General features: G+C 47.7%; 29 protein-coding genes. 11 read left to right on the top strand and 18 right to left on the bottom strand.

The features are described 5' to 3' along the window. Positions 1 to 24: 24 nt before the first annotated feature. Positions 25 to 1173, bottom strand: a complete 1149-nt coding sequence (locus tag NYE36_RS05335) for a S8 family peptidase (RefSeq protein ID WP_007409199.1) — start codon at positions 1171 to 1173, stop codon at positions 25 to 27. Between the two features lie 489 nt (positions 1174 to 1662). Here NYE36_RS05335 and NYE36_RS05340 point away from each other — a divergent pair, with 489 nt between their 5' ends. After that, positions 1663 to 2541 carry an ABC transporter substrate-binding protein gene (locus tag NYE36_RS05340; RefSeq protein ID WP_327997707.1) on the top strand — a complete coding sequence of 293 codons (879 nt, stop codon included), beginning with the start codon at positions 1663 to 1665 and terminating at the stop codon, positions 2539 to 2541. 15 nt (positions 2542 to 2556) lie between these two features. Here NYE36_RS05340 and NYE36_RS05345 read toward each other — a convergent pair whose 3' ends face one another. From NYE36_RS05345 to NYE36_RS05370, 6 genes are all read right to left on the bottom strand, one after another. Further along, positions 2557 to 3132 (bottom strand): histidine phosphatase family protein, encoded by a 576-nt coding sequence (locus NYE36_RS05345; RefSeq protein ID WP_007610462.1) that lies wholly within the window; start codon positions 3130 to 3132, stop codon positions 2557 to 2559. A 50-nt stretch (positions 3133 to 3182) separates the two neighbouring features. Further along, a complete protein-coding gene (locus NYE36_RS05350; protein WP_062623308.1) occupies positions 3183 to 4274 on the bottom strand; it encodes an acetyl-CoA C-acyltransferase in 1092 nt (363 codons plus the stop codon). Beyond that, entirely contained in the window at positions 4262 to 5698 is a 1437-nt protein-coding gene (locus NYE36_RS05355; protein WP_265451292.1) for an acyl-CoA synthetase, read from the bottom strand. The genes NYE36_RS05350 and NYE36_RS05355 overlap by 13 nt, the downstream gene beginning before the upstream one ends. Before the next feature lie 11 nt (positions 5699 to 5709). Then, entirely contained in the window at positions 5710 to 6267 is a 558-nt protein-coding gene (locus tag NYE36_RS05360) for a biotin transporter BioY (RefSeq protein WP_003155185.1), read from the bottom strand. Between the two features lie 130 nt (positions 6268 to 6397). Next, positions 6398 to 7690 carry a globin-coupled sensor protein gene (locus NYE36_RS05365; protein WP_039252090.1) on the bottom strand — a complete coding sequence of 431 codons (1293 nt, stop codon included), beginning with the start codon at positions 7688 to 7690 and terminating at the stop codon, positions 6398 to 6400. A 120-nt stretch (positions 7691 to 7810) separates the two neighbouring features. Next, the gene (locus NYE36_RS05370; protein ID WP_265451291.1) at positions 7811 to 9334 is read right to left on the bottom strand and encodes an FAD-dependent oxidoreductase; all 1524 of its coding nucleotides are present in this window, start codon (positions 9332 to 9334) and stop codon (positions 7811 to 7813) included. 124 nt (positions 9335 to 9458) lie between these two features. On the opposite strand from NYE36_RS05370, the gene NYE36_RS05375 reads away from it, so the two are divergent. Next, positions 9459 to 10316 (top strand): SDR family oxidoreductase, encoded by an 858-nt coding sequence (locus NYE36_RS05375; protein ID WP_007610477.1) that lies wholly within the window; start codon positions 9459 to 9461, stop codon positions 10314 to 10316. Positions 10317 to 10346: 30 nt separating this feature from the next. Here NYE36_RS05375 and NYE36_RS05380 read toward each other — a convergent pair whose 3' ends face one another. Next, on the bottom strand, positions 10347 to 10580 hold the full coding sequence (locus tag NYE36_RS05380; protein ID WP_007610478.1) for an IDEAL domain-containing protein: 234 nt from the start codon (positions 10578 to 10580) through the stop codon (positions 10347 to 10349). Positions 10581 to 10895: 315 nt separating this feature from the next. Between NYE36_RS05380 and NYE36_RS05385 the strand changes: the two genes are divergently transcribed. The 4 genes from NYE36_RS05385 to NYE36_RS05400 all read left to right on the top strand — a co-directional run bounded on the left by NYE36_RS05385 (position 10896) and on the right by NYE36_RS05400 (position 13017). Next, positions 10896 to 11474: a competence protein ComK gene (locus NYE36_RS05385; protein ID WP_003155179.1), complete on the top strand. Its 579-nt coding sequence runs from the start codon at positions 10896 to 10898 to the stop codon at positions 11472 to 11474. Between the two features lie 144 nt (positions 11475 to 11618). Then, positions 11619 to 11987, top strand: coding sequence for an iron chaperone (locus tag NYE36_RS05390; protein WP_012117235.1), 369 nt, complete (start codon positions 11619 to 11621; stop codon positions 11985 to 11987). A gap of 26 nt (positions 11988 to 12013) precedes the next feature. Then, a complete protein-coding gene (locus NYE36_RS05395; protein ID WP_265451290.1) occupies positions 12014 to 12385 on the top strand; it encodes an iron chaperone in 372 nt (123 codons plus the stop codon). Positions 12386 to 12507: 122 nt separating this feature from the next. Then, positions 12508 to 13017, top strand: coding sequence for a mep operon protein MepB (locus tag NYE36_RS05400; protein ID WP_015417169.1), 510 nt, complete (start codon positions 12508 to 12510; stop codon positions 13015 to 13017). A 228-nt stretch (positions 13018 to 13245) separates the two neighbouring features. On the opposite strand, the gene NYE36_RS05405 is transcribed toward NYE36_RS05400, so the two are convergent. Further along, complete coding sequence (locus tag NYE36_RS05405) at positions 13246 to 13956, bottom strand: YrpD family protein (RefSeq protein ID WP_227051463.1); 711 nt, start codon at positions 13954 to 13956, stop codon at positions 13246 to 13248. Between the two features lie 195 nt (positions 13957 to 14151). Between NYE36_RS05405 and NYE36_RS05410 the strand changes: the two genes are divergently transcribed. Then, on the top strand, positions 14152 to 14421 hold the full coding sequence (locus tag NYE36_RS05410) for an excalibur calcium-binding domain-containing protein (RefSeq protein WP_265451289.1): 270 nt from the start codon (positions 14152 to 14154) through the stop codon (positions 14419 to 14421). Between the two features lie 32 nt (positions 14422 to 14453). On the opposite strand, the gene NYE36_RS05415 is transcribed toward NYE36_RS05410, so the two are convergent. The 4 genes from NYE36_RS05415 to NYE36_RS05430 form a co-directional block, all read right to left on the bottom strand. Next, positions 14454 to 14771 (bottom strand): YbjQ family protein, encoded by a 318-nt coding sequence (locus NYE36_RS05415; protein WP_003155166.1) that lies wholly within the window; start codon positions 14769 to 14771, stop codon positions 14454 to 14456. A gap of 41 nt (positions 14772 to 14812) precedes the next feature. Further along, positions 14813 to 16282 (bottom strand): sodium:solute symporter, encoded by a 1470-nt coding sequence (locus NYE36_RS05420; protein WP_064115893.1) that lies wholly within the window; start codon positions 16280 to 16282, stop codon positions 14813 to 14815. Beyond that, a complete protein-coding gene (locus NYE36_RS05425; RefSeq protein ID WP_007409181.1) occupies positions 16279 to 16479 on the bottom strand; it encodes a DUF3311 domain-containing protein in 201 nt (66 codons plus the stop codon). Before NYE36_RS05425 ends, NYE36_RS05420 begins: the two co-directional genes overlap by 4 nt. 120 nt (positions 16480 to 16599) lie before the next feature. Further along, positions 16600 to 16959, bottom strand: a complete 360-nt coding sequence (locus NYE36_RS05430; protein ID WP_029325958.1) for a hypothetical protein — start codon at positions 16957 to 16959, stop codon at positions 16600 to 16602. Between the two features lie 152 nt (positions 16960 to 17111). Between NYE36_RS05430 and NYE36_RS05435 the strand changes: the two genes are divergently transcribed. The 4 genes from NYE36_RS05435 (at position 17112) to NYE36_RS05450 (ending at position 20486) form a co-directional block, all read left to right on the top strand. Further along, a complete protein-coding gene (locus NYE36_RS05435) occupies positions 17112 to 17738 on the top strand; it encodes a TVP38/TMEM64 family protein (RefSeq protein ID WP_012117242.1) in 627 nt (208 codons plus the stop codon). After that, complete coding sequence (gene lepB, locus NYE36_RS05440) at positions 17735 to 18250, top strand: signal peptidase I (RefSeq protein WP_064115894.1); 516 nt, start codon at positions 17735 to 17737, stop codon at positions 18248 to 18250. Before NYE36_RS05435 ends, lepB begins: the two co-directional genes overlap by 4 nt. Before the next feature lie 147 nt (positions 18251 to 18397). Continuing rightward, positions 18398 to 19876 carry a monooxygenase gene (locus tag NYE36_RS05445; protein WP_244805637.1) on the top strand — a complete coding sequence of 493 codons (1479 nt, stop codon included), beginning with the start codon at positions 18398 to 18400 and terminating at the stop codon, positions 19874 to 19876. Between the two features lie 88 nt (positions 19877 to 19964). Further along, positions 19965 to 20486 carry a MarR family transcriptional regulator gene (locus NYE36_RS05450; protein WP_012117244.1) on the top strand — a complete coding sequence of 174 codons (522 nt, stop codon included), beginning with the start codon at positions 19965 to 19967 and terminating at the stop codon, positions 20484 to 20486. 36 nt (positions 20487 to 20522) lie between these two features. Here NYE36_RS05450 and NYE36_RS05455 read toward each other — a convergent pair whose 3' ends face one another. From NYE36_RS05455 to NYE36_RS05475, 5 genes are all read right to left on the bottom strand, one after another. Beyond that, on the bottom strand, positions 20523 to 21680 hold the full coding sequence (locus tag NYE36_RS05455; RefSeq protein WP_033574498.1) for an AbrB family transcriptional regulator: 1158 nt from the start codon (positions 21678 to 21680) through the stop codon (positions 20523 to 20525). Positions 21681 to 21847: 167 nt separating this feature from the next. Continuing rightward, positions 21848 to 23044 carry an MFS transporter gene (locus tag NYE36_RS05460; RefSeq protein WP_012117246.1) on the bottom strand — a complete coding sequence of 399 codons (1197 nt, stop codon included), beginning with the start codon at positions 23042 to 23044 and terminating at the stop codon, positions 21848 to 21850. A gap of 15 nt (positions 23045 to 23059) precedes the next feature. After that, complete coding sequence (locus NYE36_RS05465; RefSeq protein ID WP_012117247.1) at positions 23060 to 23680, bottom strand: TetR/AcrR family transcriptional regulator; 621 nt, start codon at positions 23678 to 23680, stop codon at positions 23060 to 23062. Positions 23681 to 23929: 249 nt separating this feature from the next. Then, positions 23930 to 24439, bottom strand: coding sequence for a ferritin-like domain-containing protein (locus NYE36_RS05470; protein WP_007409173.1), 510 nt, complete (start codon positions 24437 to 24439; stop codon positions 23930 to 23932). A gap of 68 nt (positions 24440 to 24507) precedes the next feature. After that, a complete protein-coding gene (locus NYE36_RS05475; RefSeq protein ID WP_079891285.1) occupies positions 24508 to 25221 on the bottom strand; it encodes a DUF421 domain-containing protein in 714 nt (237 codons plus the stop codon). Between the last annotated feature and the right edge of the window lie 47 nt (positions 25222 to 25268).

Genomic DNA, 25268 nt, shown 5'->3' on the forward strand with positions numbered 1-25268 from the left:
TGGCCGACGCCGGTTTTTTATGTTTTACTGAGCTGCCGCCTGTACGTTGATCAGCCCTTTTCCGTAGTAGAAAGCATCACCAAGTTTTGTAGTGGTGTTTTCTAAACTGCTGCGGACTTGAGTGTTTGTCCAGTTCGGGTGCTTAGAAAGAATCAAAGCAGCCGCTCCGGCAACGTGCGGAGATGCCATTGACGTACCATTGTACGCGCCGTATTTGTTTCCAGGAAGCGTGCTTTGGATAGAGACGCCTGGTGCCATGACATCAAGCTCAGAACCTACGCTTGAGAAAGATGCTCTTTGGTTGCTGCTGTTAACAGCGCCTACCGCAATGACAGAAGGGTATTTACCAGGGTAGCCCACTGTGCTTGAGCCGCCGGAAGTGCCTTCGTTACCGGCTGCCGCTACGACTACGACGCCGGAAGCAACGGCTTTGTCAACTGCCGCTTTTAACGCTGCAGAACCAGAAGGTCCGCCGAGGCTCATGTTAATAACGTCCATATTGTTTGCGATCGCCCACTCAATTCCGTTAATGATCCAGCTGTACTGGCCGGAACCGTCAGCGCCGAGAACTTTTACAGCGTAAAGAGATGCGCTTGGCGCAACGCCTAATACACCGACTGAGTTATTAAGAGCCGCAACTGTACCGGCAACGTGAGTTCCGTGAGAGTTGTAGTCTTGGAAAGGATTTGTTTCAGAAGGAACCATGCTGGCTCCGCCTGCTACTTTTAAATCAGGATGAGAAGAATCGATACCGCTGTCGATAACCGCTACTTTCACATTTGATCCAGTGAAGCCTTGAGAGTGCAGAGCAGGGGCTTTAATTTGTGATACGCCGTAAGGCACGGACTGCGCGTACGCTTTTGCAACGTGATCTTCTTCAACGTAAGCGACGCTAGGGTCTTTTTTCAGCTCTTTTACAGCTTTTTCATTTAATGTAGCTGAAGCTGCGTCTACATATTTGAATTGCTTTTGCACTTTCCCGCCTTTTTCAGAAATGACATCTTTTTTCTTAGCGGCGCTCATCGTGCTCATTGTCTGTTTAAATCCGACAATGTATTTCTTTTCCCCGTTTGATTTCCCTGCCGCCTGGGCAGGAGACGTGCTGCCGAACGCCATCGTAAAGATTAACGCTAAAGCAAACAGCAAACTGATCCATACCTTTTTGCCTCTCACTCTTTATCCTCTCCTTTTTTTCATTTGCAGAACAACCAATAGACAGATTATTCTGTGGATTAATTGTATAGCATGGAATAATATTTTAGTAGACCCAATTTTTTTCAATTTGTTTTATTTCTATTTAGGTATATCATCTCTCTTTCGTTTAATAGGAACCCGAAATATTTAAATTTTAATGGAAAAAACCGATGGAAGGACATGAGTATTTGTACACAGCCGCAATCGCTCTCTTGTTTGCTGGGTCGAACGGTTTGATTCCATTTTTGGAAGCTGCGGCAAAAACAGGATAAATGTCACCTTTTGTTGAATGCAGAAGTCTGATGGAAACGGAAGCGGAATGAAATAAAGCGGCCGGCATGAATCAGTCTTCGGCTTTCTTGACGGAGAAAAGCTGTGAAACCATTTTATAAAAATAATGATAATGAATATCATTGATACTTATATTGTCAATGATATAATTGCGGAAAAACGAAAGAGGGGGAACAGATGAAACAAATTTTCAGTATGCTGATGATCTTATCCGTTCTCTTCATAACGGCATGCTCAGAACAGGAACATGAAACCGCCGTCAGGCACGATCTGGGGACGGCGCATGTGGCTGCGCACCCGCATCGCATCGCCGTATTGAATGAAGGCTTTATTGATACCCTCCATGATCTCGGCATAAAGCCGGCGGCCGCGGCGGATAACCGGACAGAGCGAAAAGACGGCAGTCCGTCTGTCGGACCACCGTCACACCCTGATTTGAAAAAGATCACTTCGTTAAAGCCCGATCTCATCATTGCAGACTCAAGCCTTCACAGGGGGATATACCGAAAACTGACAAAGATCGCTCCGACAATCGCTTTAAAAAATGAAGCTGCGGATTATCAGGATGCGGTTGACGCTGCCCTTACTATTGAAAAGGCGGTCGGTAAAGATGGCATCATAGAGAAACAATTGTCGGCTCAGGAAGAAAAGCTGAATGACATCAAAAGAAAGCTGGATGCAGAAGGCGGCACGATTTTATTAATTGACGCTGCAAATGACAGCATTTCCGTAAAGGATGATCAGTTTTTTACGTCCCGGCTTTTGACGCTCGCAGGGTTTACCTATGCGGTCCAGACGGATTCCGGCGGGAAATCAGACTCTATCAAGATGACGCCCGGGCAGCTTTTGCATATCGATCCTGATTACATCGTACTGATGGACGGTGAGAAAGAACTCGAAAAAAATCACCTCTGGAAACAGCTGACAGCCGTAAAAAACGGACACGTTTACCGCGCGGACAGGGCGGTATGGACGGAGCGCCGGAGCATTGACGGGGCGGACGCCATATTACATGATCTTCAGAAAAAAATGCTCGCCAAAAAGGCCCAAAACTGAATTCGGGCCTTTTTGTTATGATTCTGACAGGTGGCTGCTTACATTGTAATCTTTGACGCGCCATTTATTTTCAATTCGTTCGATATTGCTTAGGCACGCATTGACAAGCTTTGCGTTTTGGATGTCGGTATCACCGTCAGAAATGGCCGACAAGAGGGCGTGAATGGCTGCGCCGTGAGCGACGATCAGTACTTTTTGCTCAGGAAACCGCTCCTGAACTTTCACTAAACCGGCAAGCATTCTGTCTGTCAGCTCTTCTGCTGTCTCCATGTTCGGGTAGTTTTTATCCGGGTAGCGCTTCGACCGTTCCGGTAAAGACATTCCTTCCGCATCACCGTAGCTCCGTTCTCTGAAATCTTCCATGACCACAATGGGAAGATTCAAAAACCCGTTAATAATGTCAGCTGTTTTTCTGGCCCGTTTCATCGGGCTTGAGACGATGACATCCCATTCGGACCCCTTTAAGTACTCTCCTGTTTCTTTCGCCTGACGCTCTCCCGTCGCATTTAACGGAATATCCGATTTGCCTTGAAGCTTCTTTTGGGCATTCCAATCAGTCTCTCCATGTCTTACTAAACAAACGGCAGTCATAAAGTCTCCACTCCGATCATTTTTTATCGATATCATCTATTATACTGCCGTTACGTTAACACTTCAAAGAGAAGCGCCAGTCCGACTCCGCCTCCGCTGCCGATCGCTGCTGCGGCGTAGCGGGCATCCGGGCGTCTTTTTGCTTCATAAAAAAGCCGGGTGACAAGCGCCGCCCCGGAAGCCCCGTACGGATGCCCGACCGCCAGAGCCCCGCCCCGGACATTTATTTTAGAATACGGCACTTGAAGCTGCTGTGAAAAGACGCATATTTTGACGGCAAACGCCTCGTTGATTTCGTATATATCAATATCATCCGGTGACAGGTTCCGTTCCTTTAAAAGCTTTTTGACGGCATAAACCGGGGCTGCTGACGGATAATGCGGATGGACGCCGCTTACCGCGCTTCCGATAAAACGCAATCCCGGCTTTAAACCGAGAGACCTCGCTTTTTGTTCTTCCATCACACAAACTGCCGCCGCCCCGTCAGAAATTCCGCAGCTGTTGGCGGCGGTGACAGAGCCTCCGGACTGAAAGACGGGTTTGGCGCGGGAGATGAGAGGCTCCATGTTCCGCTTTTTCAGCATGTTTTCGTCAGCGGCGAATCCGTGACAGGGAAGAATTTCCCGGCGGTACAAGCCGTCTTCGTGCGCTTTGACGCTCCGTTCATAGCTGAGAAGGGCATATTCGTCCTGCATCTTTCTCGTTACGCCGTAAGCCTGTGCCGTATACTCGGCTGCTATGCCCATATCAGGATCGCCGATGTGTTCAGGAGAAAAGCGCGCCCGGGATGAGAAAGGGGAACGGCTGCTGCTTTCCGCTCCTCCCGCGATGTACGTGTTCCCCGCGCCGGCTTTGACAAAGTGGCACGCGACCCTCACGGCGTCCAGTCCGGAGCCGCACTGCCTGTCGATGGTCGTACCGGACACGCTCAAAGGAAGCCCGGCGGCCAAGGCTGACAGCCGGGCGAGATTCCCGCCGCGTCCCGTCGCGTTTCCAATCAGGACTTCATCAATGTCTTCGGGCATGTTCCGGCTCAAATGGCGGATCAGCGGAGCTGCCAAATCTTCTGGGAGACAGTCTTTTAACAGGCCGTTTTCCCGGGCGAAAATCGTCCGTTTCGCATCCGTAATTACAGCTTCCATTCCATCATGTCCTTTGCCTGCTTTTGTACGGCGGCACGGGCGATCTTTCCGCCGGCTGTTTCCGGTATTTCTGAAAACAGCCACTTTTTCGGGATTTTATATGCCGCCAGCTGCTCGCGGCACTGTTTCTTCAGTTCCTTTACATTTGCATGTCCGTCGATCACCGCAACGGCGATGCTGCCCCAATAATCATCAGGAATGCCGATGACGGCCGCTTTTCTGACGCCCGGACAGCGGTTGAGCACACGTTCTATCTCTTCCGGGAATACATTCAGGCCGCCTGATACGATCATCCCGTTTTCACGTCCTTCGATATAAAGATAGCCTTCACGATCAATATATCCCATGTCATCAACCGTCATCCAGCCGGAATCATCAGGTTTTGCGCCGTTGATGTATCCGGAAAATTTCATCGGGCTGTTCACAAAAATCTTCCCCGTTTCGCCCGGCATGCAGCGTTCTCCGCCGGGCCGGCGGATTTCGATTGTAACATTTTCAAACGGGCGGCCCGCCGCGTCAGGCTTTCGGGCGCTGTCTTCAGGCGATAAGAACGCCACGAAACTCAGCTCAGACGTTCCGTAAAAATCGTACAACCGCAAATGGGGATAGCGCTCTGACAGCGCTTGTTTTGACGAAGCGGGCCAGTCTGCACCGGAAGAAATCACCTTGAGCGGTGTATCCGGAAACGCCTCTAGTGAGAGCAGGGCGTCCGTCATTGTCGGAACGGTATATAGAACGTCAGCTTGTCTGAGCCGGTCTTTCATTCCGGCCGGATTGAATTTTCTTTGAAGGATGACGGTTCCGCCGATAAACAAAGTGCTGACGGCGCCGTATAAAAAGTGTGACGAGCGAAGCGTGCCCGGTACCAGCACTTTGTCATCAGGGGAAATGCCGAATTCACGTTTCGTACAAGAAAAGCTCTCCAGCCACGAACGGTGAGAGCGGGTGAAGGCTTTCGGCTTACCGGTCGATCCCGAGGTGAATCCGGTATAAAAGGGCAGGCCGGCGTTTTTGATCAAAGCGCCTTCCGTTTTTTCCGCCTCGATCAAAGGCCTGCATTCATCCCACAGGATGACAGGCGTTTTGACGCCGTCCAGTCTGCCGCTCAGCCGGCGGTCACAGATGACGAGGCCGGTTTTGCTGATGTTCAGCTGGTCCGCGAGTTCCGCCGCTGCCGAGCGGGGATCTAACGGAACCGCCGTGCAGCCGGCATGCGCCGCCCCTGCGAAAAGTTGTAAAAAAGGGATGCCGTTCGGCAGTAATATTGCAATGTTTTCCGGCTTACCTAAAAGGCTGCCAAGCCAGTTTGCGGTTTGGTTAACCAGCCTGTTCCAAGTTTGATAGGTGATCTGTTCTGTTTCTGTCTGAATTGCGATCTGTTCCGGCGCTTGTCCGGCTGTATCTGAATATGATGATGTAATCATGATGAATAAAATCAGCTTCCTTTCGTCGGCAAAAGCCGGCTTGCTTGAAGAGTTTTTCTGATTCTTACGGCTGCGAATGAGGCTGCGGCCGCTTTAAGCAGATCTCCGGGCACATAGATGAGGCTGAGCTTTACGGCAGTTAAGATATCAATGTGCATCATAAAAGCCTGAACGGGAATGCCGATGACATACAAAAACAGCACGCCGAACAAGAACTGTCTGATAAACAAATGGGGGACAGCAGCTGAGCGAAGGCCTTGGATGCTGAGGCTCAGCAGTAATGCCGCCAGCGGATATGCGATGAGATATCCGGCGCTCGGCCCGAAAAAAACCCCGAACCCGCCTCTGCCGCCTGAAAGGAGAGGCGCTCCGCATGCCACAATCAGCAAAAAAAGCAATTGGCTTAAAAACGCCGCTTTCGGTTTTAGGATGCTTCCCGATAAGAGCACTCCGATCGTCTGGAGCGTAATCGGAACCGGCGTAAAGGATAAGAAAAGCGGCGGGAGCAGCCCCAAAAGTCCCATAATGGCGGTAAACACGGCAATATGCATCATTTCTGTCAATTTCATTATGTATTCCTCCAGCTTATCAAAATATGTTTATACAATAAAGCGAGTCTTTATATATGTCAACTCTATTATATTTTAAGTTAACATTAAAAAGACCGGCCCTTTATGAAAAAGGCCGATCGGTTTGTCTTTATTCTTCTGTAAGGATAACAAGTGAATCAACGGATGATGCAACGTGGGAAACGGCGCGGCTGACTTCTTGAAGGCCGCCGAGAAAGGCCTGCAAATCAACGTCGATTTTGCCTGTCTGGTCTTTGCTCGTTTTCATGCTTTGGACGATGTCATCAAACAGACGGTTGATCTGCGCCATTTTTTCTTTCGTTTCACTTACAAGTCCGTTTACATCTTTAATATGTTTGGACACGATGTTGATTTGTGTATTAGTATTGTTCACAAGCTCTGATACGGTGGAAACGGTTTTTTTCGTATCCTCTGAAAGCTTTCTTACCTCCGTCGCGACAACGGCGAACCCTTTGCCGTGCTCCCCGGCTCTCGCGGATTCTATTGAAGCGTTGAGTGACAGGAGATTCGTTTGCTCGGCGATCCCCGTCACGATGCCGAAGATTTTTTCGATCTGCTGGGCGATGTCATTCAGCTTGTCCATTTCTTCTTCAATCTGCAGAAGACTGGCGTCGATTTTATTCATCTGCTTCTGCTGGCTTTCAAGCTCTTTTTTCCCGCCGATTGATTTTTCTTCGACATGTACGGAAGTGACAGTGCCGGCTTTTGACGCCTCGGAAATGCCCTCGGATTTATCGACCAGCTCCTGCACGGCTCTGCTCGTTTCTGAAAACAAATCAGCGAGTGATCCGGATGTTTCCTGGATTTTTTGATGAAGACGGGCTTTCTTTTCCTCTTGTTCGTCACGCTGACAGTTATATTCGCTCTGGAATGCTTCAAGGACGAGCTGCTGTTCAAGATTCAATATTTTCGTCGTCGCTTTGATCGCTTTTAAAAGCTCATGCAAATCCGGAATGGTTGCTTCATATATGTTCATCATCGACAGAAGCAGATCCTGAAACGCTCCCATATACCATTTCGGTTCAAGGCCGATCCGCAAATGGATGGAAGCGATGCGCTGTCTTTTTTCAATGAATTCATCATCAATCGTGCCGGCAAACATCTCATGGATATGACGCCGTAATGTTTTTTTCAGGCGCTCGACCGTGCTGTGGTCGTTAATGATCGTCATTAATGATTTTTCGTGATCCAGGTTTCGGTAAAAGGAATCGACGATTGTTGAGATATGTTCTTTAATTAACGGCTGCAGCTCTTCAAGCACATGAAGTTCTTCGTTTCCCAGCCTGACCATTTTCAGCTGTTTTTGGACATCTGCATATTGATTTGAAAGCGCGATGCGTTTTTTTCCATCGGCTTCCGAAAAATAAGCTGTTTCTTTTTTGCGGTCTTTTTTAAATAACAATATAAGTTCCCCCAGATATTCTCTTTTTCTTTTTATCGGTATGGAAGGAACTTGAATGAAGGAATCTGATAAAAATATTTTAATGCAAAAAAATAAAACCATTCGTACAGAATGGTTTAGTTAATCTTGGCTGAGGCGCTTCAGCGGCTTGATGGCGGGACCTTCGACAACCCCGCCGTCGGGTGTGAACCGGGACCCGTGACAAGGACAGTCCCACGTCCGTTCGCCGTCATTCCATTCGACCTCACAGCCCAAATGGGTGCATGTCGTATCGACAAGATGCAGACAGCCTTTTTCATCTTTATAGGCGCCGGCCCGTTTGCCGTTTACCGTTACGATTTTTCCCTCCCCGGGCCGAAGAGTCTCAGGTGAAGCGTCCGGCCTCTCAAGTTTGCCCGAGATAAGGTGTTTGGCCACGTCGGCATTATAGGAAATCAGTTTTTTCAGTCCCGGATCTGCGTGGAAGCGTGACGGAATAAACAGGCCGTAAAACGGGTTCTTTTTGTTTTGAATATGATCAGCAAAAAGCTTCGCGGCGAGCGCTGAGCTTGTCATGCCCCATTTTTTAAAACCGGTCGCCGCCAAAATATGTTCTTCATCTCCTGAGATGGGACCGATGAACGGAATTTTGTCAATGGTGACAAGGTCTTGTGCAGACCAATGATATGGGATGCTTTCAACCCCGATTGTGTCTTCCGCAAATTGTTTCAGCGCTTCGTAATGCTCGGACATTTCTTTTCCCTGGCCTGTTTTGTGGCTTTCGCCGCCGACAAGAACCAGTTTTTCACCGTTCAAATCGGTGTATCGCAGTGATCTGGACGGCTTGTCTATGCTGAGATACATCCCGTCCGGATACGCTTGTTTCGGTTTTACCGCGAGTACGTAGGATCTGCTGGCATACATTCTGGCGGCGTAAAGCCCGCCTCCGTCATAAAAAGGAAAGTGGGAAGAGCAGACAATATAGCTGCACTTGATGCCGTGTCTGTTTTTCGTGACCACTTCCGGCTGCGGTTCTTTTTTTATGTCGATCGCAGCCGTCTGTTCAAAAATCCGCGCCCCGTTTTTAACGATCTCTTTAACGAGCGCCGCACCATATAAAAGCGGATGAAATTGCGCCTGATTCTTCATGGCGAGGCCGAGCCTGCAAGCAACGGGGACGGGAAGTTCTTTCACAAGCTCGTGTTCAATACCGAGCTTGGTATAAGCTTCCTGCTCACTGCGGATTTTTTTGACGCCTGATTCTGTATTGGTGTAAAGATATGCGTCTTGTTCAATCAGTCTGCAGTCAATCGAAAGGTCCTTGATGATCTGCTTCATGTCTTCCATGGCGCGGAGATGGGCTTCGAAATACAGCCTTGCGCTGGTCAGACCGATCTGCTGAATAAGATCGGCATAGATGAAATCATGCTGGGCGGTGATTTTTGCGGTCGTGCCCGCGGTCGTCCCGTTTAAAATCCGGTCTGCTTCAATGACAGCGACACGGAAACCTCTTTTCGTCAGTTCGTATGCCGTTGTCAGGCCCGTAATTCCTCCGCCGATAACCGCAATATCGCATTCCGTATCTTCAGTGAGAGCGGGGAAGGAAGGAATGTCAGCTGTTGCTTTCCAATAGGAAGCCGGTTCCTCGTTTGAAAAAGTAGTCAATTCAGATTTACCTCCTCTGTTGTATATTCTTAATTTTTCCAATAAGACTCTGTTCATACATGAAATTCGTATAAGATGCTCAAATTACTCATAATATAGTAATTAATGTAAAGGAGTGATCAAAATGGCTAACCAGAAGAAGAAAACCTTGCCGCCGCAGCATCAAAACCGGCAGCCGGGCTTTGAATATGTAATGGACCCGCGCCCCGTTTTTGACAAACCGAAAGCGGCGAAAAAACTTGAAGGGAAAACGGCGATCATCACGGGCGGAGACAGCGGAATCGGCCGCGCCGTATCCGTTTTATTCGCGAAGGAAGGCGCTAATGTGGTCATCGTTTACTTTGATGAGCATCAGGATGCCGAAGAGACGAAGCAATATGTAGAAAAAGAGGGGGCGAAGTGTCTGCTGATCGCAGGGGATGTCGGCGACGAAGCCTTTTGCAACGATGTCATCCGCCAGGCGGGCCAAGCCTTTCCTTCCATTGACATCCTGGTCAACAACGCAGGTGAGCAGCACGTGCAGCCGGGGATTGAGAAAATCACGAGCCACCAGCTCATCAGAACGTTTCAGACGAATATTTTTTCAATGTTTTACTTAACGAAAGCCGCGCTCCCTCACCTGAAAAAAGGAAGTTCAATCATTAATACGGCCTCCATTACCGCCTATAAAGGCCACAAAACATTGATTGACTATTCAGCGACAAAAGGGGCGATCGTCACGTTTACAAGATCTCTTTCCCAATCTCTTGTCACTCAGGGCATCAGGGTAAACGCAGTGGCTCCGGGGCCGATCTGGACGCCGCTGATCCCGGCGAGCTTCTCGGCGAAGGAAGTGGAAGTCTTCGGCTCAGACGTGCCGATGCAGCGCCCGGGAGAGCCTGTTGAAGTGGCGCCGAGCTATTTGTACTTAGCAAGCGATGATTCTTCCTATGTCACGGGACAGACGATTCATGTGAACGGCGGCACCATCGTAAACGGATAATGTAAAAAAAGCCAATCCATATGGATTGGCTTATTCACTCTGTTTGAGTGCGGCATATTCTTTTGAAAGCGTGAGGAACGCTTCTTTATTTTTATCATCAAGCGCCTTATTAATCTGCATGGTCAGCATGGCGATCCGGCGTTTATACAAGGATTCATCAAGCACCATTTGAATGTAAATATCGGCCATTGTCACATCGAATTCGTTTGCTTTTTGCGTGTTGCGGGACTTCATGAGCTCAGTGTACGACTTTTTCTCTTTCATAAAGAATCCCCCCAATGCCTTTTTTATAGTATATGGATAACGACCGGAAAAATCAATTAATTTTTATAATCTTTAGACAACTAATACTTGGAAATATATCGACATATCCTGCAAATTGACGAAAAAACGAAAATTAGCATTGTATAAATGAGGTGAAATGAAAAAGAAAAATAATATTTAAATAGTAATTTAAGACTAAATTACATCTTTAAAAGGTGATTTTTAGCTATATTCAAAAAAAACCTGTCGTTTTCCAATGACAGATGATAGATTATTAGTATAAATTTTCAAGAAAAGGATTGGAGGCTGCACATTATGTGCCAGAAAACACACGCACCCTTAGAAAGCTATGAAGTAAATCGTTCAACCATCGCTGTTTTGCCTGAGGAAATAGACGGTAAAATGGGGTCGAAGGTCATTGAAAAAGACTGCATTCTGTATGTCAGTATGAAGCCGATTCACATCATCGACAGAAGCTGCCGCTACTTTGGCTCCAGCTATGCCGGGAGAAAAGCGGGAACATATGAAGCGATTAAAATTTCTCACAAGCCGCCGATTATGGTGGACCCTTCAAATCACATCTTTTTATTCCCTACACTTTCTTCTGCAAGGCCTCAATGCGGCTGGATATCTCATGTGCACGTTAAAGATTTTCAACCGACGGCATTTGATGACACAGCGGTCACGTTCTCAAACGGCAAAACGATGGAGCTGGAAGTATCCTATCATTCTTTTGAAAATCAGGTTTACAGAACCGCCTATCTCAGAACCACTTTTCAGGACAGGATGGGCAGTCATATCCCGAAGCGGCAGGAATTCATGCTGTATCCGAAAGAAGAGCGGACAAGAATGATCTACGACTTTATTTTGCGGGAGCTGGGGGAGAGATATTAGAGAAAGCTGTGATGTGAAGGGGCGGGTCCTCTCCTTTGGGGAGGGCTTTTTTTGATTTACATGCCTGGCCAGAGTTGTATCGTGTCCGTCTGTTGGCTATGATGATGTAAAGAGTAATGATATTTCATTTTAGGAGAGATGGGCATGGATGTGTTTGCAAAATATGTATCAGGAATCGATAACCCGGATCACCGTCTCAAAGCAGAGGAAATTTTGTCGTGGACGGCTGGCCAATTTCCGAACTTAGAAGCGCAGATCAAGTGGAACAAACCGACATTTACCGATCACGGCACCTATATCATTATGTTTGCCGCGGCAAAAAATCATTTGAGCATTTTACCTGAAAAAGAGACGATGGAGCATTTTGCCGATGACATCGCTCAAGCCGGGTACAGCGCTTCTTCGCGCCTGTTCCGAATTCGATGGACTGATCCGGTGCACTATGATCTGCTTAAGAAGATCATCGAATTTAACATCAAGGAAAAAGCTGAAAATCCGGGGTTTTGGCGCTAGCGGACGTGATGTTGAAGGAGGCAGACATGGACGTTTTCAAAGACTGTTTATCAAGTATCGACAGCCCTGATCATCGTCTGCGAATGGAGGAAATCCTCTCGTGGACGGCTGGCCAATTTCCGAACTTAGAAGCGCAGATCAAGTGGAACACGCCAATGTTTACCGATCACGGCACCTATATTATCGGCTTTGCGGCAGCAAAGCATCATGTAAGTGTTTCCCCCGAAGAAGCGGGAATTGCGCATTTTGCCGACGACATTGCCTGTGCCGGCTACAGCGCCACTTCCCGTTTGTTCAGAATTCAATGGACTGAACCGGTGCATTATGAGCTGCTTGAACGCATGATTCAATTCAATATTCAGGATAAGGCGGACTGCTCAGCATTTTGGCGGAAATAATGAAAGAAATGTTAAAAAAACAACCCTGAGGAGGGCTGTTTTTTTATTGGAAACACATGATCAGCCCATTTTAATCAAGAAGCAATGGATGACGTACTATAAAAAATAAGGAGTACGAAGCAGTGAATGAATTTTATAAGGCGTTAACACATGTAAATAAAATTTTTTATGAACCAAATCACTTAACGATACATGATATTCAAGAAGAAGCTCAAAACTCAGAGTATGGGGCCGGTAGGTTTCAACTGCATTCAAAATCAGTTCGATTCAGAGTCGCAAAAATAACGCCTAACAAGATAGGACAGTTTGTTGCTTTTTGGGAAAAAGATGGAGATGGTAAAAACCAAGCCTTTTCATATGAAAAAGCTGCTGATTTATTGGTTATCAATACTTTTGCCAGTAATCATCATTTTGGACAATTTGTTTTTCCAAAAGAAGTTCTTGTAAAGCAAAATATCCTTAAAACAGCCGCTACAAAAGGAAAAATGGCAATTAGAGTTTACCCTGAATGGGAAAATCCCACTAGCAAACAAGCTATCGAAACACAAAAATGGCAGTTGGCATATTTTGTTGAGGCGAACGATGCAGATCGTTTTCCAGCACAAGACCTGTTAAAGCTATATTCTAACTAAAATTGGACAGCCCTGAGCCGGCTGACAGTATGTGAAGTTAACCGGTGCGTGAGTTGGAGAATAACGGGGAACCTCAACAAATGAGGTTCCTCTAATTGTTATATAGAAATCGACATTTTGAATGTAACAGAGTTTGTTTATTAAACGTCATCCGAAAAATAAGGGATTTGCGTATCCGGCAGACCCTCACGAAACGCACGATGCAAGAAATCGTGCGTTCAAAATTCTTTATTTGACGACAGACATGCTGACGCTGCTGCCTGACACTGTCAATTTGGCAAAATCCTGTGTATCAATCACAGGTGTGACTGCTTTATTGTCAATCGTGATGTTCGTAAAGGCTGTTGAGAAGTTTGATTTGATGTAAGGGCGCTGATCCTCTGATGTGACCGCGACGGTGGCGAGCGCTTTCCATTTTGAGACAGAGCCTACATTTGTTTGGGCGAGTTCTGAGATGATGCGGCCGGTGTATCCGTCATTATTCGTGCCCCAGTATGTGGCGCGGGTATTGCCGTTCAGATTTTTGTAGATGGTCAGCTGTACGGTGCTGCCGGGCCGGAAGCCTTTCGTATAGGTGAATTGGCTTTCTCCTTCCAGATACCGGACCTGGCCTTGTCCCTTTGAACCGACTTTCATGATCGGTTTCCATACATGATAGGTGTCACTGTACTGAAGTCCGATATCAGCCTCTGTGCCTCCGGTAAATCCTGAGTAAATATAGGCTGTCCCATTTGACACCTGAATTGAGCTTGGAAGCTGAATTTTCGTGACGAGTACAGAACCCGTGCTATTCAGGTAGGCCCTTCCGCCGATTCCTTTGCTGAGCTGGGACGCCGCTTCCGCCGTATTGGGGCTGATCACCCCCGGAATTTCCGCCGTACATGTGCCGAATAGAACGGCTGTAGTGAGCACACCCGCAAAAAGCCCTTTTTTCATCATCATTTCTCCTCCTATCATCATAGTCAGATAGCGCTATCAATTCATATTATAAAAGGTTTTGGGAAAAATTCCATAAAAGATATACAGTCGGACGTAAATTAAAACTAATTTCCTATTTATCTTGTAAATGGAGATTATTTGAACTATGATATGTTCAGCAATACCGCATAACTTAGGAGAGGGGATAGGATAGAGATGAAAAAGACGTCAGCTGTGCTTTTGTCTTTCGGTCTTGTGTTCGGATGTTCATACGGAGCGGGGCAGACGGCAGAAGCGAAAACAAAGGTAAAAACGTATCAAAACTGCAAGGCGCTGAACAAGGTGTATAAGGGCGGCGTGGCCAAATCGTCGAAAGTGAAAAACAAGGGCGGCAGAACAAAGTACAAGCCGTATGTATCAAAAGCGCTTTACAATGCAAATAAAAGACTTGACCGAGATAAAGACTATATCGCATGTGAGAAATAAAAAAACAAGCCTCTTTAAAGAGGCTTGTTTTTTTAAATGGATTCGGCGGTGACGGCGGTTCCGTATCCGATTAATTCGGATGTGTTCTGTCCTGCGGTCAGTTCGAACCTCAGGCCGACGATGGCGTTCGCTCCGAGCTGCTCCGCCTCTCTGATCAGCCGCTCTTTCACCGCTTTTTTGGAGTCTTCCAGCATTTCAGTATAGCTTTTCAATTCACCGCCGACGACAGATTTTAAGCCTGCAAGCAAGTCTTTGCCGATGTGACGGGACTGGACGATACTGCTTGTCACCAAGCCTTTCACTTCCGTAATCTGTTTTCCGGCGACAGTTTCGGTCGTTGTCATGATCATGCGTTTTTCCCCTTTCGTGTATCTTACCGCTATCTTACCATTTAAGCCGCCTTTTCGGCTGCGCTGATTTGTTTTTTTCTGACTGCGGCGCTGACTGCAAACATGACGGCAATGTTCAGAACCAGTGCGATGATGCCTGTATTCATATCTTTAACGATCTGCGGAAGAAACGGAAAGAGGGTTCCGATGGTTGATTCGGTCAGCGTAATGAAGGCCACCGTTCCGACCCCGGCCGTTATGCCGGCAAAAGCGCCGTGGCTTGTGATGAAACGCCGCTTCGGCAGGCTGAATAAGAGGGCGGGGAAAAGCTGGGTGACAAGGCTGTATCCCATTAAAAGCAAGGTGACGATGGTATTTCCGCCTTTCAGCGTAAAATATACGGATATCAGCGCGATGACGGGTACGGCGTATTTTGCGAGCCGTGAGACTTTGTCGTCAGTCGTGCCGGGCAGAATGGCTTTGTACACATTTTTGGCGAACAGCGTGCTTGAGGCCATTAATATCATTGAACCGGGTACAAGCGCCGTCAGAATGCCCGCCGATCCGATCAGTCCGACAAACCAGGGATCAAAGGTTTTCACAGACAGCTTTAATAAGGCGAGATCCGTGTCCGCCCCTTTTAAACCGGGCACCTGCAGAATCGCCGCAAATCCGGTAAAGATGACAAACAGCAGGACGAGCTGATAAAGAGGCATGATGATCGCGTTTTTCCGAAACACCCGCGGATGCTCCGCCGAATAGGAAGCGGCAAAGGTATGGGGCCACATATAAAAGCCGAGGGCGGTCAGCAAAACCGTTGAGCTGAACCAGGAAACGCTCTGTCCGGTTTCCGGCAGCGTGAGAAAACCGGGTTTTGCGGCGTCAATTTGTTTGAACATCTCCGTAAACCCGCCATAGTAATGAATGGGCAGATAAATGCCTAAATACAGGACGATGCCTAAAATCATGATATCTTTAACGACTGATATCCACGCTGAACCGTGGATTCCTGATATCATCACATAAATCGTGATGGAGACAGCGCCGATCCAGACAGCGGCTGAGGGCGGAATCTGTCCGTATGACGTTGCTGAAACAATTAATCCGAGCCCTTTCAGCTGCAGGACGAGATAGGGGATGAGGGATGCGATGCCGACGAGCGATACGAGAATGCCGAGGAGCGGGCTGTTGTATTTTGAAATAAAAAAATCTGATTGCGACATCAGTTTGTGTTGTTTGGCGTAATTCCACACGGCTGGCAGAAGCCAATATGACAAAATGTAGGCAAGGCAGCCGTACGCGATAATATAAAAGGCGGGGCCTCCTTTTCCGTAAGCCCATCCGCTTCCGCCGAGGAATGTAAAGGTCGTGTATATTTCTCCCGCCATTAATAAAAAGACAAACATCGTGCCGAAGCCGCGTCCGCCAACCGTCCATTGTTCAAGGTCCATATGTTTTCCTTTTCGGGCCCGGATTCCGAGATACACACAAAACAGGAGCACGGCGGCCATTACGGGAAATGCTGCGTTCATTCCGCCTCACCCGCCTTGTTTTCTTTGTCCAATTTGTAAACGGCGGCCATCAGAACGGAAGTCAGCACCGCCCAGATGACGACATACGCGAGAATGAAAGGCATTCCGAAAACATAAGGCGTCACCCGGTTGGCAAATGGAATGCCGGCGAGAATTCCGAAAAAGGGCAGGGCGGCGAGAACATGAATCAGTTTCATAACATTCCTCCTTTTCATTGAAAACAGCGTGTCCCGATTATAAAGAAAATCATGTCGAATGTATAGTGTGAATAGTCTGAAATTTATCGACTGAAAAGGAAAAGCAGTCCCGGCTGCTTTTTAAATGGTCGCAAGAGACAGGTAATATTCTAATAAGGCGGTTACCTGTTCCCGTATTCTCGGGTTGAAATAACGGTGTTTTTCTTCATAGCCGTTAATGGTGCATATATAAAGCGTAAATGCTTCGTCTCTTTCCGCTTCGTATATTTTAATTTTACGCTTTCTTAACTCTTTTCGAACATCACTCAAATCCTTTTGTGCTAATTTTAAAGAGCAGCCGATAAGCTGTTTATAGGGTTGTTTTAATTTAAACGGGCACGAATCAAGCGCTTCGAGGTCCCGGTTCAGGATGGCAGCCGCCATGGGCAGAAACAGCCCTTTTTCGATGAGATCGCGGGTGCCGCTCCGGATGTCAGGCATAAATACTCCTTCTTTCTTAAAAAAGAGAACGTTTGTTCTTATTTTATACTCGCTTACACGATATTTCAAGTCGGAAAATCTCGTAAACATTTTCGTTTTTTGGAGATAATGTGTAGAATAAGGATAGACAAACTCGTTAAGGAGTATAAACGTTGGAGCAATTTTTATCATATTTGACTGAGGAACAGCTGACGGAATGGTTCCAAAGCTATAGAGCTTTCGGCCCGGCGGCTGCGGCTGCACTGCCTTTTATTGAAGCGTTTCTTCCGTTTTTGCCGCTTGTTGTATTTGTGGTGGCGAATACGAATGCATTTGGGTTATGGGAAGGTTTTTTTCTGTCGTGGCTCGGATCTGCGGCAGGATCGATGCTGATGTTTTATGCCGTCCGCCGTTTCGGACAGAAAAGAGCTTTCGGTTTCATCCGCAGGCATCAGACCATAAGGCGGATGATGCTCTGGGTTGAGCGGCACGGTTTCGGTCCGCTGTTTATTTTACTTTGCTTCCCCTTTACGCCGTCCGCTGCGGTTCATATCGTTGCCGGCCTGTCACGGGTCGGGGCGCTGCAGTTTATATCAGCAGCCGCTATGGGGAAAATGGTCATGATTTTTATGATCAGCTTTATCGGATATGATCTACATGCACTCATGACACAGCCTTTCAGGATGGCGGGCGCCATAATGGTGATCGCGGTGCTGTGGTATGCCGGGAAGCATATCGAACGGCGTTTACAGATGAGAATCAGTCAGCATGAGAAAGACGGAGGGAGACAGGAATCTTGAAAAAACGATTTTGGTTTATAGCCGGCGTGCTTATCGTTGTTTTGGCCATACAATTAAAGAATGCCATTTTTATTGATTATAAAGTCGAAGGAATCAGCATGAATCCGACCTTTAAACAAGGAAATGAGCTGATGGTCAACAAGTTTTCCCATCGTTACAAAACGATCCGCCGTTTCGATATTGTCCTGTTCAAAGGCCCGCACCGCAAAGTGCTGATCAAACGTGTCATCGGGCTCCCCGACGAGTCAATCGCATACAGGGAGGATCAGCTGTATGTGAATGGAAAACGGGTGGCGGAACCGTTTTTAAAACCGTTAAAGTCATCATTGTCCGCCGGGAGCCATGTGACCGGTGATTATACGCTGAAGGAAACGACCGGGCGCAAAAGCATACCGAAGGGACAATACTTTGTTATTGGCGACAACCGCATATACAGCCTCGACAGCCGTCATTTCGGTCCGATTAAGGATAAAGACATTGTCGGAGTCATCAGTGAATCAGACGCCAGGTAAACGGCGTCTTTTTTTTCGGAAATGATTGTAAAAAAGCAGAGGAAAGACTATAATGAAAATTGTTACGTGCGAAACAAAAAGGAGTCGTTTTATTTTTTGGTGATTTTGTTACGTGTGTAACAAAAAATATGAAAGAGGGCTGATGAGATGAAAACACAGGCTGCCATTATCGGGGGAGGTCCGGTCGGGCTTATGCTTGCATCAGAACTGGCGCTGGCCGGAGTGAAAACGACTGTTATTGAACGATTGAAGAAGACGGTGCCATATTCCAAAGCGCTTATCATGCATCCGCGCACACTTGAGCTTTTTGCCATGAGAGGCATATTGGAACGCTTTTTGGAAAAAGGGACGAAGGTGTCTTCCGGCCATTTTTCCATGCTGGATACACGGCTGGATTTTTCTCGGCTGGATACGAAGCAGAATTATTCGTTAATGCTGCCTCAGGCAGAAACGGAGCGGATTTTGGAGGAGTATGCATCAAGTCTCGGCGCAGACATCATCCGCGGGGCGGAAGCGGTGGCTGTCACCCAGACGGATGACGGAGTGGAGACGGTGTTCCGGGACGAAAGCGGGATCCGCACTCTTCACAGTTTATATGCCGCGGGTACAGACGGAGCGGGGAGCATTGTCAGGAAACAGGCGGGCATCGCTTTTTCGGGCACTGATGCCGACTTAACAGGAACCCTCTGTGATGCCGCTTTGAAACATCCGCCCGAATCTTCCTTTTTGTCAACGTGCCGCCTGGAGGGATCGGTTGTGATTGTCCCTCTTACGGACGGACTTTTCCGCATCCTCATCGTTTCTCCGCACGCTCCGCAAAAGCGGAAGGAAGAGCCGGTCACTGAAAATGAGCTGAAAGAAGACCTGCGGCGGATATGCGGCACTGATTTCGGATTGAGTGATCCGGTATGGATGTCGCGGTTCGGCAATGCCGAGCGTCAGGCTGAGCAGTACCGCTCCGGCCGGGTTTTTGTGGCCGGGGATGCGGCGCACATTCATTTTCCCGCAGGCGGCCAAGGGCTGAACACGGGGCTTCAGGATGCCTTCAACCTCGGCTGGAAGCTGGCGGCGCAAATGAAGGGGAAAGCGGCGCCTCATCTTCTGGACAGCTATCATCAGGAAAGGCACAGCACAGGAAAAGAAGTGTTGCACAATATAAGAACCCAGATAAAGCTCATGGATTTTACCGAGTCGGGGATGGCATTAAGAGAAACGATGGCCGCTTTGCTGGATTTTCAGGAGTCCAACCGTTTATTGGCGGGAAAAGTATCCGCGCTTGATCTGCATTATGAACCGGATGCGGAGCTGCCGCCGCATATCCTGAACGGAAAACGCCTGCCGGATATCGAATTGACCCTTCATGACGGGCGGCCGGCCCGGCTGTATGATTTTCTTCATAAGGGCGCCTTTGTGCTTTTGTCATTAAGAGGGAGCCTTCCCGCCGGTATTGATACGGACAGCGTGGCAGCTGTCAGGGCGGAGTTTGCTGAAACACGTGCCGATTGGGATGACGTCCACACCGTTTTCATCCGGCCGGACGGCCACGCGGCATGGGCAGCCGGCGGCTCGGGACGTGAAGCGGAAGAAGCTGTTCTGGCCGGTTTGGAGAGATGGGGATTCATCTGATACCCTTTTATGCGCCTGTGTGATTGTTTCTTGTGTAACAAAACGTTATAGTAAAAGAAACAATCAATACGGAAGGGTGATTCAGCAGTTGGACAGAAGACAGCCAGACCATGCAAAACACATGATTCTTGAAGGGCTGACAGATATTTTTCACGAGCAGGAGAGGTGTCAGGAGGACATCAGGGCGTCGTTGGCCGGACGGATGGACGAACTCCGTGAAGAAAACGGAAAAAAATTACAGTTGACTTTGACGGAAATTCACATTTTGTCGTGTATCGGAGATCATGAACCGATCAATGTCACGTCAATAGCGGAAAAAATGAAGACGACAAAGCCGACCGTGTCGAGAAGCTGCGCGAAGTTTTTGGAAGCCGGCTTTCTGCGCAGGACCCGGCTGAGCGACAATAAAAAAGAAGTCTATTTCCGGCTGACTCCTGCCGGGAAAGAGCTGCATTCTCTTCATCATGAATATCATGAATTGATAAAAAAGCGGCTCTTGGCGTTTTTAGACCGCTATACAGATGAAGAACTGTTATTTGCTGAACGGCTGTTCCGTGATCTTTCAGCAAACTGGCGGTCTGTAAATGGCGGCGGAGAGCTGTTCAAATAAAAAACACGCATATGGATGCGTGTTTTTTTATTCGGATCATGTTCCTCTTTCTGCCCGGCCTCTTTCACCGTGTGCCCGTTTCAGCTGAGAAAGGTGGTGCAGCAGCCGATAGAAGGGCGGAAGCATGGCGATGACGAGAACGATCCGGATGACCTGAACCGCGACGACGAAAGTCGAGTCTTCGTGCAGGGTGATCGAAGTCGCCGCCATCTCGGCGATCCCGCCGGGAGAAAAGGCGAGAACAGATGTAATCATGGAGATGCCCGTTAATTTAGAAACCGCAATCGCGCTCAGAATCATGGCGGCAATTAATCCGACGGAAGAAATAAATCCGACGGTCAGCACTCTCGTCACGCCGGTGAACATGCTTTTGTACATTTTTGATCCGATTGTGGCGCCGAGAAAAATTTGTGACAGCTGGTTCGCTTCCGGCGGCCACCAGGCCAGCATGTCTTTGCCCGCTAAGGCGGACACGCCGATTTCCGCAGCAGCAACGCCGATCATGCTGCCGAGCAGCCAAGGGGCGGGGAATTTCAGCCGTTTTGCGCCTTTGCTTGCAAGCCAGGCAGCCAAAATAAATCCGGCCGTTAACAAGACGGGAGTAAGGCCCGGATGTGAAGCTCCTGCTGAAACGGCTCCGGCTGATGTCTGAGCTGCACCGTTTTGTTTGGTAAATAAGAAAATGACGAGAAACGGTATTGTCATGACGACCAAAAGGACGCGCGTCAGCTGAATAAGGCTTACAATCGCGGTGTTTGCGCCGACTTCCTGGGCGATACCCGGCATGGCAGATAAACCGCCCGGCGCCGTGCCTACAAAGCTTGTCATCATGTCCGTCCGGCTGAACCGAAAGAGCACATATCCGGAAACAAGCGCCATCACGATAGAAAAAATCAGCATGAAGCCTACCGGAAGCCAATGCTCCCGTAAAACCGACAGAACGGACAGGTTCAGTTTCTGGCCGAGTTCGATGCCGAGGATCATTTGTCCCGCGGCAAGCCATCTGCGGTGAATCCCTCTTCTGTCAGGCGCCATGAACAGCCAGCGGGGCCTCGTCATGGAGAGGATGCAGCCGGCGGCCAGCGTTCCGAGCATCCAGGCGATCGACATCCCTGTAAGCGAAAGAAGAAACCCCCCTGCCGCACTGATGAGAATAAACCAGATATCCGTAAGGAGATGTTTGTCTTTCTTCAATGAAAACCCTTCTTCCTGAAACATTCATATTAAATTGTTAAGCTCGTTAACCTTACTATTACTATAGTATAGATTTTGAGATAAATAAATAATGAATTATTTCTCATAATCCATTCATTTTTCTTATCGCAAACGCAAAAAAAGCTCCGGAGATGGGTGAGTGCACCCTACTCCGAAACCTCGCCCGCTTTTCCTTTCCACACAAAGGTCAATCCCAGACCGAGAAATAAAACCACACCTGCGAACAGAAACGGGAAGTGAATATTCATATCAAATAAAATACCGCCCAGAGCCGGGCCGAAAATGGTGCCCAAACTCGTGTATGTTGAGTTCATACCGGCAACAAACCCCTGCTGATTTCCTGCGATTTTCGATAGATAAGTAGTCAGTGCCGGGCGCAGTAAATCAAACGCAAGGAAAATGATGCAGGTGACAGCGAGCACGGGCAAAAATCCTGACATCACCGTAGAAACGAAAGCCAGCACAGCGCCGATGATCAGACAAAGCTGAATGACTTTTTTCTCCCCGAGGAAGTTGACAAGTCTGCCGAACGCGAGTACTTGAATGAGGACCGCCACGATGGAGCTGAACGTAATAATAATGGCGATATCCTTTGGCGTGAAGCCGAATTTATGGTTTGTAAATAAGCTGAATACCGTTTCGTACGCCGACAGTCCGAATGCCAAAACAAAAACGATGATAAAGGCAATCAAGTAGTTTGGATGAATCGACTTTTTCAAATCTTTTAAGAAAGTTGATTCTTTGACGCTTTCCATCTGCTTTGCGCGTTCTTCTTTAGTTAACGGCTCTTTCAGCATAAAGACAGAGGAAATCACTGCGATAAATGCAATTCCCGCCGCAAAGAAAAACGGCATACGAACGCCGTGATCGGCAATAAATCCTCCTATGCCGGGCCCGATGATAAACCCTGTGCTGATGGCGGCAGATACATAGCCCATCGCCTTCGATCTTTCCTGCACCGTCGTAATATCTGCGACATACGCTGTAACAGCGGGCATGATAAAAGCGGCACTGATGCCCCCCAGCACCCTTGCGAAATATAAAATGGAGACATGTGTGCCCAATCCGAAGGTCAGTTCGGATAATGCGAACAAAAACAGTCCGGCGAGAATCATGATTTTTCTGCCGAAGCGGTCAACCCATCTCCCCGCAATGGGGGATGCAATTAATTGCGCAACGGCGAAGGCAGCGACAAGGTATCCCATTGTGCTGCCCGTCAAGTGCATCACATTCATAAACAGCGGCATAACGGGAATGATCAATCCGATGCCTAAAAACGCAATAAATATATTGCTTAATAAGATGATGAGTACAGCCTTTTGTTCTCTGATCGGTTTTTGCATGTTGTTTCTCCTTTGTCAGCTGTCATTCTGTTTATCAGCGCTGATCGACCCGTGAATAAACACGGAGATGGCTTCTTTTTGCAATTCGATTCTTTGCTGAATGGTATCGTTTTTATATAACACATCTAAACCGTAGAAGACGGATAGCAGGATTTTTACTTTTGATTCGACATGATGAATGGACCAGCTGCCGTCTTGATTTCCCTCTTCTAAGATCTCCCTCATCACATCGTCATATTCAATATCAATTTTGTTGAGCCGCTTTACGACCTCCTCTGACGTAAACGCACTCGCATAAAACTCTTCACTGGCTCTCATAAGCGGGTAATTGATGCTCATCCGGCTGAGCAGCTCCGCAAAGCCCGCCAGCTTTTCGGCAGCATCTTTCAGATCAGCTTCCATTTCCCTCCACGTCTCGATCATCACGCGGTGATCCTCTTCCATGATATGAAGAAACAGAAACTCTTTTCCTTTAAAATGGTGATATAGATTGCCTTTACTGATTTCGGCCGCCTCTAAAATATCCCGAATCGATGTTTCTGAATATCCTTTTTTTGCAAATAAGTCACGCGAAGCGGATACGAGCCTGTTCTTCGTCTTTTCGCTCTTTCCGGCACCGCCTTTTGTATTTGTCACTTTACACAGATCCTTTCCGCCTCATTCATATCGTTGTCCCGCAAAGCGGGGCTCGGTTCGTTTAAAACCGACCAGTTGGTTTATTTTATTATAAAGGGTTTTTGCTGATTATACAATGAAGAAGGTATCCATTGTTTAGAGGGAGTATAAAACGGCTCGAAAAATAAACCCCATTCTCTCCTATTGAAAGAACGGGGTTTGTCTGCGGTCTGAAGACTCCCGGCGGGGGAGCGTGATCTGCCTGAACCGTTATTTGCCGGTATTTACCTCGGTGTAGCTTGTGTTCGGCGCGTTTGATACCGTTCCCCCTGTATGGTGGGAGGGAGAGTGGGCCATATCGTATAAAAACCAGACGGCATGACGCTGTTCGTCAAATGCCGTGCGGGCAAATAACCGCTTCGCTTCCGGATGCACCGCTCTATCGGATGCCTGCAAATAAAAATCATTCGTTTTCTGCTCATCATAAAACGCCGCCCTCAGTCCTTCTCTGTATGTGTGCGGACAATGCTCCGTCTGTTTCGGCGTCAACTGTTTTCCGGTAATTGACGTATACAGTGAAGAAAAAGCGTGCAGGTGGCGCACTTCTTCTTCTCTGATATGTTCGATTCGTCTTCTGATTTCTGCGGTCGGCGCTTTTTCGGCTAATATTGAGTAGCAAATCACAGCGCTGTATTCACCGTTTATGGATTTTACCAGATCCTTTATAAGCACAGAATCGTCACTGCAGATGGCTGTATAATGAAAAAAATTCTCGTGCATTGGACTCACCCCCGGATGTTTATAGGGTATTATACGGCGGCAGCCCGTGACATGTGCGGATGTCATTTTTATTCTTGATCCAGCGGCGATGTAATATGGTCGTCGTATGTGTCGACAAAAAGCCGGCCGTTGCTTCCGCGCACAGCGTATACAACGTCTTCCGGTTTGAGGTTTCTCTTGTCCAATTCTTCTCTCAGCCATTTTTCCGATACGTGGTTTTCTTCCAGATTTTTCATCACCAGCCGGCCGTCCATAATCAGCTCAACGGCAAAGTTCTTTTCATGTCCGGCAAAGATGCCGAGATCCTGTCTTGTAACGGGCGCAAATTCCGGTTTGACCTCCACTGACATGCTGCCGTTTGTTTCAATGATGGCAGTCTGAACCTGAGAAATGTCAAATACGTCATTTACACGCAGCTGCTGGTTCAAGTAGTCGATGGTATAACGCATCGTTTTCATATTATGCTCAAGTATTTTACCGTTTTGAATGATAATGGTCGGTTTGCCTGCAAAGAAACCCCTAAGGGCCCTGTTTTTCATAGAAAGATATGCGACAAGGTAAATGATTGCCACAAAAATAATGTAGGCAATGACATGATAATGAATCGGCAGCTTTGTATTAAATGACAGATTTGCCGTGATGGCGCCGAGCGAGATGGCCGCAATGAAATCAAAAAGCGTCATCTGTGAAATGGTTTGTTTACCGAGTATCCGGGCGCCGATAAACAGAATGCTGAACGACAGAGCCGTCCGTACAATTACTTCGGGATATTCTGACATCATCATTAGTCCTTTTTTCTTTATTTTGGTCAAAAACGATATGTTTTAAA

Source organism: Bacillus sp. FSL R5-0593 (assembly GCF_038603755.1).
GTDB classification, from domain to species: domain Bacteria; phylum Bacillota; class Bacilli; order Bacillales; family Bacillaceae; genus Bacillus; species Bacillus velezensis.